Source organism: Lactococcus sp. NH2-7C, assembly GCF_029953655.1.
Lineage (GTDB): Bacteria > Bacillota > Bacilli > Lactobacillales > Streptococcaceae > Lactococcus > Lactococcus lactis.
Genome location: NZ_CP124538.1, coordinates 1,991,411 through 2,008,934, shown reverse-complemented (window position 1 = coordinate 2,008,934; position 17,524 = coordinate 1,991,411). Strand labels below are relative to the sequence as shown.

20 protein-coding genes are annotated in these 17,524 nt (G+C 34.6%); 4 read left to right on the top strand and 16 right to left on the bottom strand.

The window, feature by feature from the left end:
- Positions 1-95 precede the first annotated feature (95 nt).
- Positions 96-1,028, top strand: a complete 933-nt coding sequence (gene cysK / locus QJV49_RS10110) for a cysteine synthase A (protein ID WP_225512677.1) — start codon at positions 96-98, stop codon at positions 1,026-1,028.
- Between the two features lie 211 nt (positions 1,029-1,239).
- Positions 1,240-2,889: a peptide ABC transporter substrate-binding protein gene (locus QJV49_RS10105; RefSeq protein ID WP_225512676.1), complete on the top strand. Its 1,650-nt coding sequence runs from the start codon at positions 1,240-1,242 to the stop codon at positions 2,887-2,889.
- A 57-nt stretch (positions 2,890-2,946) separates the two neighbouring features.
- Here QJV49_RS10105 and QJV49_RS10100 read toward each other — a convergent pair whose 3' ends face one another.
- The 8 genes from QJV49_RS10100 to QJV49_RS10065 form a co-directional block, all read right to left on the bottom strand.
- Positions 2,947-3,825, bottom strand: a complete 879-nt coding sequence (locus QJV49_RS10100) for a C40 family peptidase (protein WP_012897271.1) — start codon at positions 3,823-3,825, stop codon at positions 2,947-2,949.
- A 106-nt stretch (positions 3,826-3,931) separates the two neighbouring features.
- Positions 3,932-5,077: a cysteine desulfurase family protein gene (locus QJV49_RS10095; protein WP_225512675.1), complete on the bottom strand. Its 1,146-nt coding sequence runs from the start codon at positions 5,075-5,077 to the stop codon at positions 3,932-3,934.
- Positions 5,078-5,190: 113 nt separating this feature from the next.
- A complete protein-coding gene (locus QJV49_RS10090) occupies positions 5,191-5,568 on the bottom strand; it encodes a hypothetical protein (protein ID WP_225512674.1) in 378 nt (125 codons plus the stop codon).
- A complete protein-coding gene (locus QJV49_RS10085) occupies positions 5,565-6,023 on the bottom strand; it encodes a LytTR family DNA-binding domain-containing protein (RefSeq protein WP_225512673.1) in 459 nt (152 codons plus the stop codon). Before QJV49_RS10085 ends, QJV49_RS10090 begins: the two co-directional genes overlap by 4 nt.
- A 62-nt stretch (positions 6,024-6,085) precedes the next feature.
- Positions 6,086-6,811 carry an ABC transporter permease gene (locus QJV49_RS10080; protein ID WP_225512672.1) on the bottom strand — a complete coding sequence of 242 codons (726 nt, stop codon included), beginning with the start codon at positions 6,809-6,811 and terminating at the stop codon, positions 6,086-6,088.
- Positions 6,808-7,617 (bottom strand): ABC transporter ATP-binding protein, encoded by an 810-nt coding sequence (locus QJV49_RS10075; protein ID WP_225512671.1) that lies wholly within the window; start codon positions 7,615-7,617, stop codon positions 6,808-6,810. The genes QJV49_RS10080 and QJV49_RS10075 overlap by 4 nt, the downstream gene beginning before the upstream one ends.
- A 93-nt stretch (positions 7,618-7,710) precedes the next feature.
- Positions 7,711-8,271 (bottom strand): bifunctional transcriptional activator/DNA repair enzyme AdaA, encoded by a 561-nt coding sequence (locus QJV49_RS10070; protein WP_225512670.1) that lies wholly within the window; start codon positions 8,269-8,271, stop codon positions 7,711-7,713.
- A gap of 13 nt (positions 8,272-8,284) precedes the next feature.
- On the bottom strand, positions 8,285-8,794 hold the full coding sequence (locus QJV49_RS10065) for a methylated-DNA--[protein]-cysteine S-methyltransferase (protein ID WP_225512669.1): 510 nt from the start codon (positions 8,792-8,794) through the stop codon (positions 8,285-8,287).
- Positions 8,795-8,943: 149 nt separating this feature from the next.
- On the opposite strand from QJV49_RS10065, the gene QJV49_RS10060 reads away from it, so the two are divergent.
- Positions 8,944-9,441: a GNAT family N-acetyltransferase gene (locus tag QJV49_RS10060; protein WP_225512668.1), complete on the top strand. Its 498-nt coding sequence runs from the start codon at positions 8,944-8,946 to the stop codon at positions 9,439-9,441.
- Positions 9,442-9,532: 91 nt separating this feature from the next.
- On the opposite strand, the gene QJV49_RS10055 is transcribed toward QJV49_RS10060, so the two are convergent.
- The 5 genes from QJV49_RS10055 to QJV49_RS10035 all read right to left on the bottom strand — a co-directional run bounded on the left by QJV49_RS10055 (position 9,533) and on the right by QJV49_RS10035 (position 13,476).
- Positions 9,533-9,808, bottom strand: coding sequence for an HU family DNA-binding protein (locus QJV49_RS10055; RefSeq protein ID WP_010905402.1), 276 nt, complete (start codon positions 9,806-9,808; stop codon positions 9,533-9,535).
- Between the two features lie 104 nt (positions 9,809-9,912).
- Positions 9,913-10,569 carry a YpmS family protein gene (locus tag QJV49_RS10050; protein ID WP_225512667.1) on the bottom strand — a complete coding sequence of 219 codons (657 nt, stop codon included), beginning with the start codon at positions 10,567-10,569 and terminating at the stop codon, positions 9,913-9,915.
- 9 nt (positions 10,570-10,578) lie between these two features.
- Entirely contained in the window at positions 10,579-11,790 is a 1,212-nt protein-coding gene (locus tag QJV49_RS10045) for a glycoside hydrolase family 3 N-terminal domain-containing protein (RefSeq protein WP_225512666.1), read from the bottom strand.
- Positions 11,787-12,647: an SGNH/GDSL hydrolase family protein gene (locus QJV49_RS10040; protein ID WP_225512665.1), complete on the bottom strand. Its 861-nt coding sequence runs from the start codon at positions 12,645-12,647 to the stop codon at positions 11,787-11,789. The genes QJV49_RS10045 and QJV49_RS10040 overlap by 4 nt, the downstream gene beginning before the upstream one ends.
- A complete protein-coding gene (locus QJV49_RS10035) occupies positions 12,640-13,476 on the bottom strand; it encodes a DegV family protein (protein ID WP_014570388.1) in 837 nt (278 codons plus the stop codon). Before QJV49_RS10035 ends, QJV49_RS10040 begins: the two co-directional genes overlap by 8 nt.
- Before the next feature lie 201 nt (positions 13,477-13,677).
- On the opposite strand from QJV49_RS10035, the gene QJV49_RS10030 reads away from it, so the two are divergent.
- The gene (locus QJV49_RS10030) at positions 13,678-14,331 is read left to right on the top strand and encodes a hemolysin III family protein (RefSeq protein WP_225512664.1); all 654 of its coding nucleotides are present in this window, start codon (positions 13,678-13,680) and stop codon (positions 14,329-14,331) included.
- A 29-nt stretch (positions 14,332-14,360) separates the two neighbouring features.
- Here QJV49_RS10030 and QJV49_RS10025 read toward each other — a convergent pair whose 3' ends face one another.
- The 3 genes from QJV49_RS10025 to QJV49_RS10015 form a co-directional block, all read right to left on the bottom strand.
- The gene (locus QJV49_RS10025; RefSeq protein WP_225512663.1) at positions 14,361-15,221 is read right to left on the bottom strand and encodes a carbohydrate ABC transporter permease; all 861 of its coding nucleotides are present in this window, start codon (positions 15,219-15,221) and stop codon (positions 14,361-14,363) included.
- Positions 15,193-16,107: a carbohydrate ABC transporter permease gene (locus QJV49_RS10020; RefSeq protein ID WP_225512662.1), complete on the bottom strand. Its 915-nt coding sequence runs from the start codon at positions 16,105-16,107 to the stop codon at positions 15,193-15,195. Before QJV49_RS10020 ends, QJV49_RS10025 begins: the two co-directional genes overlap by 29 nt.
- A 135-nt stretch (positions 16,108-16,242) precedes the next feature.
- The gene (locus QJV49_RS10015) at positions 16,243-17,508 is read right to left on the bottom strand and encodes an ABC transporter substrate-binding protein (RefSeq protein WP_225512661.1); all 1,266 of its coding nucleotides are present in this window, start codon (positions 17,506-17,508) and stop codon (positions 16,243-16,245) included.
- Between the last annotated feature and the right edge of the window lie 16 nt (positions 17,509-17,524).

The following is a 17,524-nucleotide window of genomic DNA, read 5'->3' as shown; positions in this document are numbered from 1 at the left end:
AAGTTCACATCATAAATTTTTTTTAGAACCATGATTATAATATTAGGAGGCAAATTTTTTTATTTAAGCTATAATGGAGTAAAAGGAGCGAAAAAATGACTAAAATTTATGATAACATTACTGAATTAATCGGACAAACTCCAATTGTTAAACTTCAACACGTTCCAGCAGATAGTGCTGATGTTTATGTCAAACTTGAAGCTTTCAATCCTGGTGGTTCTGTGAAAGATCGGATTGCCCTTGCAATGATTAGGGCGGCTGAGGCCGACGGACGTCTAAAACCTGGTGGAACAATCGTTGAACCGACTTCTGGAAATACAGGAATTGGACTCGCCTTCGTTGGCTCTGCTTTGGGTTACAAAGTTGTCATTGTCATGCCAGAGTCATTCTCACTTGAACGTCGCAAATTGATTCAAGCTTACGGGGCTCAATTAGTTTTAACACCCGCTAGTGGTGGAATGAAAGAAGCAATTTCTAAGGCAAAAGAACTCTCAGAAACAGAAGGTTATTTTCTTGCCATGCAATTTGAAAATCCCGCAAATCCTGAAATTCATGAAAAAACAACAGGAGCTGAGATTATTGATGCTTTTGGGCCAACTGGACTTGATGCCTTTGTGGCAGGTGCAGGGACTGGTGGAACGATAACAGGAGTTTCGCATGCCCTCAAAAAAGCAAATCCAACTATCAAAACTTATGTTGTCGAAGCTGATGAATCTGCTATTCTCTCGGGTGAGGCTGCTGGCCCACATAAAATCCAAGGTATTTCTGCTGGTTTTATTCCTGGGAATCTTGACACTAAATCTTATGATGAAATCATTCGGGTCAAAGGAGATGATGCCATTTTAACGGCTCGTCATCTTGGAGGAAAAGAAGGATTTTTAGTTGGAATTTCTTCGGGCGCAGCCATTTATGCTGCCCTTGAAGTAGCTAAAAAATTAGGTAAGGGTAAAAAAGTGTTAGCGATTGCTCCTGATAATGGAGAACGCTACTTATCAACGGCTCTTTATGATTTTGAGTCTGAAAAATAAATAATTTTCACTGACAGAAAGTAAAAAAGTTACTGACAGAAATTTGAGAAGATAAATCAGCTAAAAAGGTTGACAAAATTTTCTGATTTTCCTGTCAGTATTTTTTATCTAAAATCCAAACAACATATTTTTATATTTCACTATTTTAGGGTAAAGTTATTTTGGGAGCGCTTTGCTCTTGGAAAATTTTAATAAGGAAAAAAACAATTTCATGAATAAATCAAAAATTTTTGCTTTCTCTGCAATTTCACTTTCTGCTGCCCTTTTACTGACAGCCTGTGGAAATTCTGTCAGTAAATCTGAAGATTCCGCTCAAGAAGCCAAATACAGCTTTGCAAGCAATATTTTAACTCTTGACACCAGCATGGCAGCTGACGTCAATTCCATTGATGTATTGCTCAACGTTGATGCTGGACTTGTCCGTTGGAATCCCAAAGCACAAGTTGTCAACGATTTGGCAAAATCAATTGACATTTCAAAAGATGGCAAAACTTATAATGTAACTTTGCGTGATGGTTTAAAGTGGTCCAACGGTGCTAAATTAAGGGCTGCTGATTTTGTTTATGGTTGGCAAAGAACCGTTGACCCAAAAACTGGTTCACAATACGCATATGCCTTAACACCTGTTGCTAATGCCAGCGAAATAATGACTGGTAAAAAACCAGTCGATACTCTTGGAATTAAAGCTGAATCTGATACGAAATTAGTCATCACTTTAGCAACACCTACTCCTTACTTCAATAAATTGCTGACACTCCCAGCTTATTATCCTGTCAATGAAGCTTTCGTTAAAAAAATGGGAAATAAATATGGAACAAGTTCAGACACTAGTCTTTATAATGGCGCTTTCAAATTTGTCAAAGGAAAAAATAATTGGACTGGTTCAAATGAAACTTTTTCAATTGTAAAAAATGATCAATTCTATGATGCCAAAAATGTAAAACTTTCTGGAGCAACTTATCAAATTGTAAATAATCCTAACACCGCTGTTAATCTTTTCAAATCTGGAAAACTTGATGTCGCTAATTTGGCCACTCCGGAATTAGTTTCTGCAAATAAGAAAAATAAAGATTACAAAGCACTAACTTCACCAAGAATTGATGTTTTAGAATACAATCAATCTGGTAAAGTTCCCGAACTTTCAAACTTAAAAATTCGTCAAGCTTTAAACTTAGCTACAAATAGAAAAAACTTGTTAGAAATTGCGGCGCCAAGTTTTTCAATTACGAATACAGTGACTCCTAAAAAATTAGATCAAGCACCAAATGGAGAAGATTTCGTAACTTACGCTGCCCAACCTTATAAATATGATGCCAAAAAAGCCGCTGAACTTTTTAAAGAAGGTTTAAAAGAATTAGGAAAAACATCAATTACTCTTGAACTTGAAGGAGCAAATGACAATTCCTTTGCCAAGGCAGCGGTTGACTATCTTAAAGGCAATCTCGAAAAAGATCTACCAGGTTTAACCATTAATGAGAAACTCGTTTCTTCAGCTCAACGTCAAAAAGATGCTCAAAATAATAATTTCCAAATTCTGCTGACAAGTTGGGGTGCAGATTACAATGAACCCTCTGATTTCTTGATGAATTTTGTATCAGGAAGTACAATGAATCATGGATTAGTCAAAAACCCTAACTTTGATAAAGCTTATCAAGCTGCTACTACAGCTCCTGACGTTCTGTCAGCTGATAAACGTTATGCTCACTATAAAGATGCTGAGAATGCACTATATGAGGCCGCTAATGTCAATCCCTTGGCCACTGAATCTGTTTCTTTATTATTAAATCCAAAACTTAAAGGAATTTCAACTTATAACTCAGCCATGATTTTTGATTTACGTCATGCTGAAATCGCTAAATAATAAAAGAAATTTACTGACAGATTTTTGTCAGTAAATTTTTTATTCTGTCAGTAAATTTTAAACTTCACGACGAACATGCCCCGGCTCAAAAAGTTGCCCCCAAGTCATTGTTCCTAAAACTTTCTTATTGATGACCTGATTTAAACGACTAATGCTCACTCCATCAGTACTTGTTGAGTCATGTAGAATAAATCCTCCGCCAAGATAGATAGCCGCATGTTGCTCATCCTCACTTGCATCGTCAGCTGTAATTAATAAATCACCACGCGCCTTATCTGACCAATCTTCAGCCTCGCCAGTTTGAGCTAGCAAAGAGGTTGAAGCCGCAAATTGATAAACCAAAGATTGACCGCCTAACCGGAACATTTGAGCAATAAAACTCGAACAATCAAATTCATTGGCAGCTACCGAATCATCAGTACGCCCTCCACCATAAACATATGGACTTTTCCCAACCAGTTTCATTCCTGATGAAATTGTTTTTTCAATCACTGAATTATCAGATTTCAATTGACTGGCCACCGCTTCATAAGCTTTAACCACATCATCTTTACCCGTCTTTTTTGTGAAATAGTAATAATAACCATTAATTTTTTGTAATCCATAAACCATTTTCCCCGTTTGTGGACTGAAATAAACCGTTCCACCATCCAAAGTCATCAAACCTGTCTTCATCACACCTGTTGTTGAATCAAAATAATAATTATTCCCATTAATTTTTTGAAGACCCGTTAATTTTTTTGACCCAGAGTAAGCATAAGTCTCATTTGATTTATTAACCAATTTAATCGTTGAAGCCTGAACATCTTTACTATGATATATTTTAAAGCCAACAAAGAAAATTAGAAATGCTAATAAAGCTAGAATAAGTACTTTCCCTTGTTTACTCATTTTTTTAGAGCCATTTTTTTTATAATCTCTTGTTCTTTTTTCCATATCTAGTTATACCACTTCAAGTTTAATGATAACTTAATAAGAACAATTTAAGATTTGGATAAGAAAAGTGATTTGGAATTATCTTCAAATCACTTTTATAAAATATTTAACCACTTACTTTTTCTAATTCTTGATAAATTTGTCGAAAAACAGTCAAAAATTGTTCAACTTCAGCCATATTATTTGTTGAATCAAGAGAAATCCTGACCGCACTTGTTGCTAATTTTGAAGGGACATTCATCGCAACTAAAGTTCCAGCCGCCGCATTTTTCTTTGAAGAACAAGCTGAGGTTGTCGAAATATAGATTTCATGTTGTTCAAAAGCGTGAACAACGACCTCACCTCTAACCCCACGAATCCCAAAGGTCAAAATGTTAGGAGCAAAATTCTCCACTTTACTAAAAACATGAACTTTTCGATGCTTTTCTAACTCTTCTAAAATCACCTGCTTCATTGCTCGTACTTTTTGACGTTTAAAGTCATCATCATCTAAAGCTAAACGAAGGGCTTTAGAAGTCGCAGCAATTCCAGCTAAATTTTCTGTAGTCGAACGCCAATTATGCTCTTGACCTCCCCCATGTAAAAGCGGAGTCAATCTTTTCCCTTTTTTTGCAACAACAATTCCCACACCACGTGGCCCATGAAATTTATGAGCAGATAAAACCGCGAAATCTACCCGCTCTGTCAACCAAGCCTCTAATGGAATTTTACCAATGGCCTGTACTGCATCTACATGAAAAGAAATTGTTGGCTTATCAGCAAGTAGGTCAGAAATTTCACCAATCGGTTGAATGGTTCCGACCTCATTATTGACTGCCATGATTGAAACTAAAATCGTTTCATCTCTAATCAATTTTTCAAGCTCAGAAACAATAACAAAACCATCCCCATCAACAGGTGCAAAATCAACTTCAAAACCTTGCGTTTTTAACCATTCTGCTGTATTTTTTACAGCTGGATGCTCTACATTAGAAACAATGATGTGACTACCATAAGGACGCTTTTCAAAAGCAACACCCTTTAAAATCCAATTATCTCCTTCAGTCCCTCCACTTGTAAAAAATATTTCTTGTGAATCGACTCCCAACAGTTCAGCAATTTGTCGTCTAGAAGCCTCTAATAATCTCGTCGCTGTTGTCCCCAAACCATGTAGACTTGACGGATTTCCCATAATTTTTGTTGCAACATCTGTATAAGTTCGTAAAACCATTGGATTAACTGCTGTCGTAGCAGAATTATCAAAATATATCATTTTTTATCCTTAATATTTAAAAATCAATCTTATTTTAACACAAAAAATACCGAAAAGTTTGACTAAAATATAAGAATGATGATTAAATTACCATAAAAAACTTTTGACATTCGCTATTTCTGTCTATTAAATCTTTTGACAATTTGCCGATTTCTGACGATTGAATAAAGATATACCAAAATAAAAATGAGCAACCAAGTAATAGTAAAACTCCAAATATGATGTTGCCACGAGCTATCAAAAAGCCAAGTATTAACTAATAAGTAACCCCAAGCCAGCAAATAACTTGCTAAAGCTTGACTAACAAATTCAAGCAAGGCAATTGTGACATATTCATCTATCAATTTAGACATGGCCCCCTGAACAAAACCATAAACAAGAATTAGAGTCATTGATTCAAAATCAATTTCTCCACCAAAATACAAAGTAAGCAAGAATCCACAGACTATAGCAATGAAGGCACCTTTTAATCCCGAAATTACATATTTCATTTTTTAGCTCCTTCTTCTAACTTCTTGTTGATATTTGCCAAGTATCTACGACTGACAGGCAACTTTTCATCTCCAATATAAAGCAATACTCCGTAAACAAAGTCCGTTTCCAAACGCTTTATTTGTTCAAAATTAACCAGAGTATTTCTTGATATTTTAATAAAATTCAAAGCCAATTTTCTCTCATAAAAATAGAGAGGAGATCTTACTCTTATCACTCCATCCGTCATATGGAAATCTAGATAATTTTTTTCTGATTTTAAATATAAAATTTCTCTGATATTAACAATCTCAAAACCTTTATTTGTTGCCAAATAGAGTTTCTCGTTATTTATAGAAGACAAATCTTCTAAATGATACTCTTTTACAATAGCCGAAAATTCTTCTTGTGTTCGAGCAACAATGACAACTTCCGCTTCTTCTATATTAGGATCAATTTGTTTTTTTAATTTCACTTTTTCATTATATAAATAAATACTTACTTAAACAATTATTTAACTGACAAAAGCTAAAGTATTTAGGCCTTTCTTCGATAAACTAATAGAGCTAAGAGACAAATCAAACCGACACTTAAAGATATTCTTGACCAATTTGGAACGACTGTATAGTTGGAAGTTAATGTATGGTTTAAATCAGAAAGTAACTGAGTGAGGAAAAAATTGTCAGCAATCTTACGAATTCCTCCTGAAAGTTGTGCTAACGGAATCATCATTCCTGAAAAGAAGAAGGAAAGAAACATCAGAGGCATAGCAATTGCACTTGCTGTTGCCGTGTTTTTAGCAAGAAGTCCAATAATCATTGCTAATAAACAAAATGGAATTGAATATAAATAAAGTTTTAGATAAAAAAGAATTAATAAACTCAACTTAGGAAACTCATAACCATAAGCATAATGAGCAACTACTAGAATAACAAGCGTTGAGCAAAAGATAATAATCATAAAACTAACAATTTGTGCAATAATATAAAATAATTTTTTTATTCCTCTTTGGACAAATAATTGATAAATTTTTCCAGACTGATAGTCAGCAATTTGTACTGACAGTGAAGTCAAACTAGCTGATAGAACACTGTATAATAATATTGACGCAATGTTATTTTCGATATAATGTGGTACGCTTTTTCCAAAACTTGATGAAAAAGCAAACATTAAAAATAAAGGAAAGATAAATACAAAGAAAATTTGTGAAGGATTCCTATAGCGTAAACGTAGTTCAAATGTAAAATATTTTAGAAATTTCATGATAATAGTTCCTCCAAGTTGATACGGTAAGTCTTTTGATATAAAACAAGTTCTTTATTGAATTTAATGATGGCTTGTTCAGCCAATTCCTTTGGTAATTTGTACTGTTTTTCTTTTAGTTTATAGGCTTCAAATTCTGGAACTTCTACTAAAAATTCAACAAAAGAAAACTCTTCTTGAATTAAATCTGATTTTTGTAAATCTGCAATAATTTTTCCATCTTTAAGAATGATAAATCGGTCGCATAATTGCAAAGCTTCTTCTAAATAATGGGTTACCAAAAGTAAAGTTGAATTTTTCACTTTCAAATTTGAAGATAAAAATTTAAAAAGCTCTCCTCTGCTCTCACTGTCAAGACCCGTTGTAATTTCATCCAAAAAGAAATATTCAGGACTATTTTGTAGTGCAGATACCAAAAAGAGTTTTTGTTTTTGACCACCAGATAAATTTGAAAATCTTTGCTTTAAATAGGATTCCATTTTAAATTCTTTGACCAGTTTTAAGCCATATTCTTTAGATCTTTCATCATTTGAAAACAATGCTAAAACTTCACTGACTAAAGCATCAGGAGGTAAAGTCATATTTTGCATGATGTACCCAGTATTATTGGAAGTCGGTTTCATTTTGCCATATTCAATTTTTCCTGAAGAAGCCTTGACTTTTCCATTAATAATATTCATTAATGTTGATTTTCCCGCACCATTATTTCCTAATAAAGCAACCTTATCGCCAGCTTTTAATTCAAAACTGATATCATTTAGAACTTGATTGTTACCATAGGATTTATTTATATTTTTTATTTTCATATTGCTATTTTAACTCAATCTATCAAAAGTACTGACAAAAAGTTTGGGATAAATTAAGCAATTTTAGGGATAAAAAAATAAGAGTTTTTTCTCCTATTTTTTTGAATTTATATTATAAGCTTTACGGTATTGATTGGGAGCAAGTCCATAGCGCTTTTTAAAAGATTTTATAAAATAAGGAGTATTCATCATTCCAACGGCACGCGCAATTTCAGAGATTGCTTCATTTCCTTTAAGCAATCGTATTCTTGCTTGCTCAAGTCTTATTCTTGTTAGTTCTTGCTGTGGAGTTAGCCCTTTTATTTTTTTATAAATATGTCGAAGATAAGACGAAGAACCATGAAGTCTTTGGCCCAGCTCCTCAAGACTTAAGTCCTCATCATAATGATTTTTTAAAAGTAAATCAATCTTTTCTACCCAAACCTCATTTGGTACAACTTTATCCATTGGTCGACATCTTTTGCAAGGACGATAACCTTCTGCTATGGCTTCCTCAGCTGTTTTAAAAATACTTAGATTCTCTCTTTTTGGTAGTCTAGAGACACAGGAAGGTCGACAAAATATTTTGGTCGTTGCTACGCCATACCATAACTTATTATCAAAGTTTTTATCATTATTTTTAATGATTGTCCAAGTTTCGTCAGTGATTTCCAAATGAAAACTCCAATTATTTTTTGAAATGTGCTTGCTCAAGTGCCAAAAGAGCTTTTTTCTTCTCTAGTCCACCAGCATATCCTGTCAAGGAACCATTAGTCCCCACAACTCGGTGACAAGGAATGATGATTGAAAGTGGATTATGTCCAACTGCTCCACCAACCGCCTGTGACATATTTCTTTTTTTCTCTTCATTGACCTGAAGGAGGTTTGATATCTCTTTATAAGTAATTAGACTACCATAGGGGACATCACTTAATATTTTGAGTACTTCTTTCCTAAAATCCGTTACTTCTGGTTTCAATCTTATTTTTTTAAAATCAGGGTTTTCTCCTTCAAAATAAACATCCAACCATTCTATAGCATTAATAATTGGAAGACTCTTATCCTCTTTGACCTGATTTAAATCATAATTGGCTGCAAAGTATTTTTGCTCTTTAAACCACACTCCTAATAAATAAGTTTCATCACTTAAAAGCGTTATTTCTCCTAAAGGTGACTGGTAGTTTTTTTTAGCTAACATATTCCTATCCTCTTCGTTCTGACTTTTTATATTCAATAGTATAACAAAAAAATAAGGCAGAAAACATCACTATTTGGCTTTTTCATTTTTTTGAATATCATTCTTGATAAATGATATAATATTAAAAAAAATAGATTATGGGTCTGACAATGAAAGTAATATTAAGAAAAGCACTTCCAGATGATTATGAGCAAATTGCTTTTGTTCACTATAAAGCCTGGTTAGAAACATACACTGTACTTCTCCCAGAAAGTTTCTTAAAAAACAGAACGCTTGAATCAAGCATTAATATTTTTAAAAATAATCTTTGTTCAAATACAGTGGTTGCCATTGTTGAAGGCAAAATTATTGGTTTTTGCGGTTGGGGCCCTCTTCGGAATAATTCTTTTGAAGAAAACTTTGGTGAAATTCATGGTATATACTTACTTGACTCCTACAAAAAACATAAAATAGGTCGAAAAATGCTTGAATTCGCCTTAGAAGAACTTTCAACAGAGAATTATCCAAAAGTTGGCCTGTGGGTACTAAGTAGCAATGAAAATGCCATTAACTTTTACAAGAAACTCGGTTTTTCTGACACAGGAATTTTTAAGGAAGAAAATTTAGGGGAAATTATCACTGAATCTTTTTTTACAAAGGAAATCTAAAAAAGCATATCCCGGGATATGTTTTTTATTTTAATGACAGATAAGAAAAAAACACCGTAAAATTACGGTGTTTAATGCTTAATAGCTATAATTATTTAACTGCGTCTTTCAATGCTTTACCAGCTTTGAATGCAGGAACAACTGTAGCAGCGATTTTGATTGCTTCACCAGTTTGTGGGTTACGTCCTTCACGAGCTGCACGTTCGCGAGTTTCGAAAGTACCAAAACCGATCAATTGAACTTTTTCACCTTTTGCAAGGAATTCAGTTACTACTTCACCAAAAGCGTTAACTGCTTTTTCTGAATCTTTTTTAGTCAATCCTGTTTTTGCTGCAACTTCAGCGATAAGATCTTGTTTGTTAGCCATTTTAGAAATGTCCTCCATTTGTTTTTTACCTTAAACATAGGCAATTTTCATTTTAGCAAATCTTAGCCCAGTTTGCAAGTCAAAATGCCATTTTATGGCGTTTTTCAGGCTTTTTTCATGAAATCAAAGACAAAATTACCCTTGGATAAATCAATTTGATTAACTTTAATATAAAGATTACTTGCAAGCTTTATTTTAGGTAAATTGATGACAATCTGATTTTTCTTACTTTCAACTTGGACAAAGTCTGGCAAGTCGTATGCTTTAACGATTTGTAGGACTTCTGAAGTAGGTAGACTCAAACTTCCAGCAGAAATATTTTGGACAGACAAACTAACCGAGCCATCAGAAAGTGCTAAAGGTTCAAAATAAATATAAAGTGGAATTTTGGTTCCAAAAAGTTTATAAGATGCTTCAAGAACTGCTTGTTGATTAGAAATATAAAACTTGTAGGTCATCTCTTTCGTTTGGTAAGTTTCTAAATAACTATTAATCAATTCATTGAGCTGCGAAGTTGTACTTCTGATTTGAGCAACTTTTTGGTCTGAACTATCAGTTGATTTTTGATTGAGAACCGTTTGGTCTCTTGGGCTAGTCACACGAATCGCGACAAATACAATTCCTGCTATATTCAGAGCCAAAAGAATAATAAACAGCCATTTCCAAATGGGACGCTTTTTAAGACCTTCTTCTTTTTTTGTTTTTGGCTTATTGGAATTTTTTGTTTTTGATTTTCTTGTTTGATTTTCGTTATTTTCCATTTTGGTTCTCTATTCTACAAGTTTCATTTCTTCTTTTACTTTAATCACTCTTATGGCTGATTGACTAATTTTTCTAGCAAAGTCTGGGTCTGCTTTTGCTTTTTTCAAAACTTCTGAGATCATTTCTGGAATTTGTGTAGGCTCATTGGCTAAAACAAGGTCATTTCCTGCTACCAATGCTAAAACTGCCCTTTGACCAGGCGTCCATGACTGTACTTGGACAGCATTTGATAAATCATCTGTAATAACCAAACCATCAAAGCCTAATTGTTTCCGTAGTAAACCATCAACCATTTTGGATGAAAAAGCACCGGGAAGGTTAGGGTCAATTTTATCATAAATAGCGGTTGCGGTCATAATCGAAGGTGTCCCAGAAGAGATTAAATCTTTGAAAATTTGAACAGATTCGCTATTGGAATTCGTTCGGTCATCTCTAACACCTGCACTGATATCTGTATTGCCTGTCACCGCTCCAAGCCCTGGAAAATGTTTAGCAGTTGTCAAAACCTTGGCTGCCTTCATTCCTTTTGTAAAGGCGTCAGCGTGATTGACAATTGTCGCTTTATCATAAGCATACTGGCGACTCCAATAGCCAATTGGAGCATTTTGTGGAGCAAAGTCGGCAGATAAAACTTGGTCAGCAACTGGTGCTAAGTCAAAATTAACTCCAGCTGCGTAAAGTTCATTTCCCCAAGTTTGTGATTCCTTTTGTAATTTGTCAGCTGTCCAACTTCCTTGAGTTAATCCATCAGGAATCTGTGAAAATCCCTGCCCCTGAAGAACTTGAACATTTCCTCCCTCTTGGTCACAGGATATCAAGAGTTTGCGATTAGCCGGTGCTAAGCCTTGTAGTTTGTCAGTAATAACTTTCATTTCTGGGACACTGAGATTAGAGCGACCAGTCAAAATAATACTACCTACTTGATACTTTTCAATCGCATCAAAAGTTGCCTGATCATAGTTATTTGCTGGCATTCCTGTCATAAATAACTGTCCAACTTTTTGTTCCAAAGTCATCTGCTCAATATTTTTATCCATATTTTTTGAGGAAGTTGAACTCCTTTTAGTTTCTGACAATTGGCTTTTCTTTTTTGTTTTAGACGATTCTTGTCCATTTAAATGTCCCGCCAAACCAAGAACTCCTGACAAAATTAATGCACAACCAAGAACAAGACTTAGAAAAACAACTGGTTTTGCTTTTTTCTTTAAGCGCTTAGTCATTTTTGGTTGACCTCCTTATAACTTGCAAATACTGCGTCAGCCATAATTTGATAACCTACGTTATTTGGATGGAAATGGTCTTCTGTATAAAGTAAGTTATTGGAAACTGCATCGGATGTACTGCCAGATTCAACCGCTTGTTTATCTCCTGAACCTTTGTAAAGTAAGTCATTGATTGGTATAAAATATGTATTATTTTCTTGGCTTACAACACCTGCAGTTGCTGTATTCCAACTGTCAATCACATTTTGCATGACTGTGAGGTCAGGAAAATTCAGATAAAAAGGATTGTAAATTCCGAGGACATAAATCTGCGCTTTGGGATTGTCTTCACGAATTTTATCTAATAATTTTTTTACTCGCGCTTGATAAAGTTTCTCTGGTTTAGTAAAATCCTTTTCTGTCATTGATGAAAGTTTGGTAACATTATCACGAATAACTTTTAAAACATCATTCCCTCCAATGGTAATCGTAATGATATCAGCTTTTTTTAAGCCATCAGTAATTTTTTTACTTTTTGTCATCCGATTATAGATTTGAGTACTTGTATCTCCAGCTTTCCCAAAATTTTGACTGCTGACAGAGCTATCTGTCTTATTCTCAATATCTTTGGCAAATAAAGGGACAAAACCACCTTGTCCTGTGGCATCTCCAACTCCTTCTGTCAGAGAATCTCCTAAAGCTGCATAAGTCAGATTTTTTGCTGACAGAGTTGAAACTTCTTTGCCAGCTGAAAATCGGTCCCCTGCCTTTGGAAAAATGAGCAAAAAGAAGCCTAAAATTAGCAAAATTGCCAGCAACAAGCCGGCAAATGTACGTATAAAATTTTTCATCATATTTTTAGATTTATCATTCATAATCAATCATAATTGCCCAAGCCCCAGGACCTGTGTGTGTGGCAATTGTCGTATTGGTATCTAAAATTGAAATAGGTTTTTCAACAAATTTTTGCAAAACTTCTTTCGCTTTTTGTGAAAATTCTAAACCTTGAGCATGAGAAATTCCAATTTCACGGATTTTACGTCCAGAACTACTAATAGAATCTGAAAGTTCTTCAAGCCATTTATAAAAAGTTTTACTTCCACGTCCTCGTAAAAGAGTATTCAATTCACGGTCTTTCAAAGTTCCAATGACGCGAACTTGTAAAAGACTTCCAAATAGTCCTGTCATTCGACTGACACGACCACCTTTAACCAAATTTTCTAATGTTGAAAATCCGATAAAAAGCTCTGTATTTTCTCGAATATATTTAATTTTTTCTAAAATTTCTTCTTTAGATGCTCCTGCTTTTGCTAGGCGCGCTGCTTCAACCACTTGGAATTTTTGTGCTTGGTCAGTAAAGTCACTATCAATGACCGTTACGTTACGACCTGAAAGCATTCCCCCTTGGCGTGCTGCTTCTACTGTTCCTGACAATGCTTCTGTTAAATGAATAGAGATAATCTCATCATCCTCAGCAGCAATTTTTTCATAAACCTCGGCAAAAACACCAACTGGTGGCTGACTTGTTTTAGGCAAGTTTTTTGATGCAGCCATCTTGACCATGAAATCTTCAAACTTCAAGTCGTCGTCTGAATACATTGTTCCATCGATCGTTACTGATAACGGAACAATAGTAATGTCAAGTTCACGAGCAATTCCTGGCTCAATCGTAATGGATGAATCTGTCACAATTTTTATTGGCATATTTACTATCTGAACTCCCATTTTTCTCATAAGAGAAAGTCGGCAGTCCAATTCCTTTTCTATACAATTTGTGCTATCATATATTATAACAAATTTTCAGTTGGAAAGAGCAAAAAAGGTTGATAATATTATTTTTTTGATTCCAAAAACAAATTAAAAATTGCTCAAAAGCTGAATAAATCAATAAATTGGAGAGAACAAATGGAAGAAACACAAGGTTCAAAAACCTATCAGATTCTCAATGAGATTTTCAATGCAGTTACTCATGGCGCGGGCACTGGCCTAGCAATTGCAGCACTAGTTCTTCTTGTCATTAAAGGAGCCGCATCTGGTTCTGCACTTGAAGTTGTTGCTTTTACAATCTATGGAGCTTCGTTAGTCATTCTTTTTTTATGTTCAACTTTAGCACACAGTTTACATTTTACTAAAGCAGTCAAAGTCTTTCGAGTTTTTGACCACAACGGAATTTTCTTTCTGATTGCTGGAACTTATACGCCTTACTGTTTAGTTGCTTTAAATAATTGGTTAGGTTGGATTGTCCTAGCAGTCATTTGGATTTGTTCCATTTTGGGGATTGTTTTAACTTCAATCTATTTACCAAAATGGGGTAAAACACCTAAATTATCAACCGTTTTATATGTCGTTCTTGGTTGGATGATTTTAATCGTTATTTATCCTTTATGGAACACATTAAATCCTATAGGTTTCTGGCTTTTAGTCGCTGGTGGTGTTGTTTATTCTGTTGGTGCACTCATCTACCACTTTAAATTTCCTTTTGCTCATGTGGTGTGGCACCTCTTTGTTTTACTCGCTGCAATTCTCATGTTCTTCTCTGTTTACCTTTATGTGGGATAAGATAAAACCCGTTCGAATGAACGGGTTTTTTATTTTTCTCCGTCCATTCGAACTCCTTGTAAGAAATAACGGTTAAAAACAATGTACAAAATGATAATTGGGATAATTGTTAAGATTGAAGCAGCCATGACACGATTCCACATCTGTCCGCCTTGATCAGCTGACTGGAGCATTTGTAGACCAACAGTTAAAGTAAATTTGCTCGGTGTATGTAGATATAACATTGGTGAAAGAAAATTATTCCAAAATCCCATAAAAACAAAGACTGCCTGCGTTGCGATTGAAGGCTTTGCAAGAGGCATTACAATACGGAAAAATGTTCCAACACGAGATAATCCATCAATTCGGGCAGCTTCTTCAACATCTTTTGGAAAGCTTAAGAAAAATTGTCTCATCATAAAAATATTTCCAATATTAATCGCTGCTGGTAAAATAAGCGCCCAAAAAGTATCTAACATTCCTAAGTTTTTGATAATCAAATAATTGGGAATTAAGAGTACTTGAGCAGGCACCATCATCATGGCTAAAATTCCATAATAAAATTGTTTGCGCCCTGGAAATGTTAATCTTGCTAGACTATACCCTGCCATTGTATTTAGAAAAATATTGATTGCTGTTCCAATTACTGAAACTATCACTGAATTAACTAACCATTGCGTAAACATTGAACCAGAAGCTGGACTAAAGAGATATTGGTATTGCTCTATCGTAAAGTGCTTTGAAAATAGTGATAAACTTCCACTCGTTATCTCAGATAATGGTTTAAAAGAGGCGGCTAAAGCCCACATGAAGGGATAAAAAGTAATAAAAGCATAAACAATTAAAATCACATAAAGTAGCGTTCGAAGCAGACTCTGTTTTCTAGTTCTTTTCAAAACCGTTTCCTCCATTTAATTTCTCAGCAATTCGAGCGACTATAAAGATAATAATAGCCAAAATGATTGCAATAACTGCTGCGTAGCCCATTTGATTATTTTGACCAAAAGCATATTGGAAAATTAAAAGGCTGACGGTCAACGTACTATTAGCTGGTCCACCTGTTCCACCCGAAAAAATATAAGCTTGGTCAAACATTTGAAAAGTTCCAATAATCCCTGTCAGTAAAACAAAGGTAGTAATTGGCCGAAGATAAGGAATGGTGATATAACGTAATTTATCAAAAACGTTCGCCCCATCAATTTCGGCAGCTTCATACATTGAATCTGGTAAATCAACCAAAGAAGCGAGATAAATGGTCATAAAATAGGGTACTGTTGACCAAATATTCATTATCATGATTACCTTTAAAGTCCAATTGGTGTCATTTATAAAATTAATTGGCTGGCTAATCAGATGAAGACTTTCTAAGAGACCGTTGATTGGACCATTTAGATTAAAAATAAACATGAATATTAAAGTCAAAGCTGCTGAACTTGTCAATGTTGGTAAAAAATAAATTAAACGAAAAACAGTTTTTCCTCTGATGCCTTTATTTGCCAAAATATAGGCGATGACCAAAGCAATAATCGTTTGAACCGGCACTACAACTAGAGCAAAGAAACCTGTATTTTCTAATGCTCGAAAAAGTTGTTTATCCCCTAAAAGGTTAGTGTAATTTTTAAAATTATTCCATTGATAATTGTGCGCAATAAGATTGACATTGTTAAATGACAAATAAACCGCAAATAAAATTGACAGCACAAAGAATATGAGAATAACAAGAAGGGCAGGGGCTAAAAATCCGTAAGCTTGAATCATTTCACCTCTGGCTCTTTTACTCGTTTTTTGTTTTTCCATATGATGTGATCAAACCCTTTCTTTTTGTCTTTGTAAAGCTTTCGTCAGTAAATTTCACGTTTCTGTCAGTAAATTTCGCTTTTTATCTATAGCAAATTTACTGACAGGACTTAAATTTTACTGACAGAATGACTTTTATTTTGATATTTTGCTATTGGCATCTTGGTCTGCCTGTTTCATTGCGGCTTTCAAGTCGGCCGCGGTTGCCCCTTTCTTGAAAACATTTGGAATAAAGTTTCCGTATGATGAAACAAGAGTTGTCAGATTTGTCCCATCTTGCCAAGGGGTTGCAAATTTAATCGAATCTTGATGAACTTGAAGTAAAGGATTTGCTTTTAAGAAAGTTGAACTGTCAGCAACATCTGGACGCGTCGCAAGTGTTCCGACACCGTTTGTCCAAGTTGACATTCCATCTTTTCCTGTGACATATTGAATCCATTTGTCAGCCAAATTTTTTGCTTTGGTATCTTTGTATTCGCCCCAACCGACCGTGTATTGCATGGTCATTTTCTTACCTTGATAAGTCAAATTAGGAATGATTGTATAGTGGAGATTTTTGTATTGACTATTAAAAACTTGGAAATTCCAATTTCCTGTCAGCGCCATGGCAAATTTTCCATTGCCAAAACCGGCTCCTTCATCGCCCACACCAACTTGTTGAGGAGTTGCTACTGCACCAGTATTAAATAAATCAATAGCTGTTTCAAGATTTTTTAAAATAGTTGGATTTGATAAATCTGCTTTTCCATCCTTAGAGATTGGATTTTGTCCATCAGCTGTGATAAATTGCCAATTTCTGGTCAAATCAGCATTCGTGTTCATCAAATAAACTTTACCTTTGCCGTAAGCTGCATCAATTTTTGCTTGAGCGCTTGGCGCCCATTTGATAAATTCTTCATAAGATTTTGGAATAGAGTTAATATCAATTCCTGCCTTAGAGAAAATATCTTTATTTACGTAAATTGCCAGTGTTGACACGTCTTTTGGCGCAGCATAAATTTTCCCATTCGTTTCAAAAGCTTTAGCAATTGTTGAATAAAATTCATCTTTATTGACAACTTTTGATAGGTCATTTAAGACACCTTCCTTTTGCAAATAGGGATAGAAAGAAGAGTCAATGTAAAAAACATCGGGAGCAGTTCCGCCAGAAAGATCAGTCGGAAGTTGGGTTGTAATATCCGTATATACTTTGGGTTTAACATTGACTTTATTCTCTTTTTCAAAATTTTTAACCAATTTATCAAAAGTGGCGTTTTCGGTATCAGATCCTTTCCAATAACCGACTGTCAGCGTTTTTGTTTGGCTATTTTTCGAGCTAGAAGCAGAATTACCGCAGGCAACTAATCCTATTGCACCAACTAAAGTCAGACTGATGAGCGAAAGTTTTTTCCAAGTTTTCATGTTTTTTCCTCCTAGT